The organism is Bacillus sp. SIMBA_154 (genome assembly GCF_046536015.1).
Taxonomy (GTDB): Bacteria; Bacillota; Bacilli; order Bacillales; family Bacillaceae; genus Bacillus; species Bacillus pumilus_P.
The window spans coordinates 1-340 of sequence record NZ_JAWJBV010000115.1; the positions used below are offsets into that span (position 1 = coordinate 1).

At 42.4% G+C, this 340-nt stretch carries 1 protein-coding gene; it reads left to right on the forward strand.

Annotated elements, in window-relative coordinates; translation table 11 throughout:
• Window positions 1-110 precede the first annotated feature (110 nt).
• On the forward strand, window positions 111-340 hold a 230-nt coding region (locus tag R0K30_RS21365), incomplete at its 3' end, for an efflux RND transporter permease subunit (RefSeq protein WP_410612780.1).

Sequence of the window (340 nt, forward strand, 5' to 3'; positions counted from 1 at the left end):
AACTGATTACCTCTGCTCTTGAATACCCTAGTGAAGGAATGGCAGTAAAAATTGAAGACACTGTGACCAAACCAGACGTTACTCAGCTTGCATTAAAAGGAGAGTAAGCAATGACCACAACTGCTGAAAAGGGATTAATTGCGTGGTTTGCGCGCAACCCCGTTGCTGCTAACCTAATCATGATTTTTGTCTTGATTGGCGGGTTATTAACCGCGCTAACCATTCGTAAACAAGCGTTCCCTCAATTTGAAAGTAACTGGGTAAGTATACAAGCTATTTACCCTGGCGCCGCGCCACAAGAAGTGGAAGAAGGAATTACTATAAAAATTGAAGAAAACCT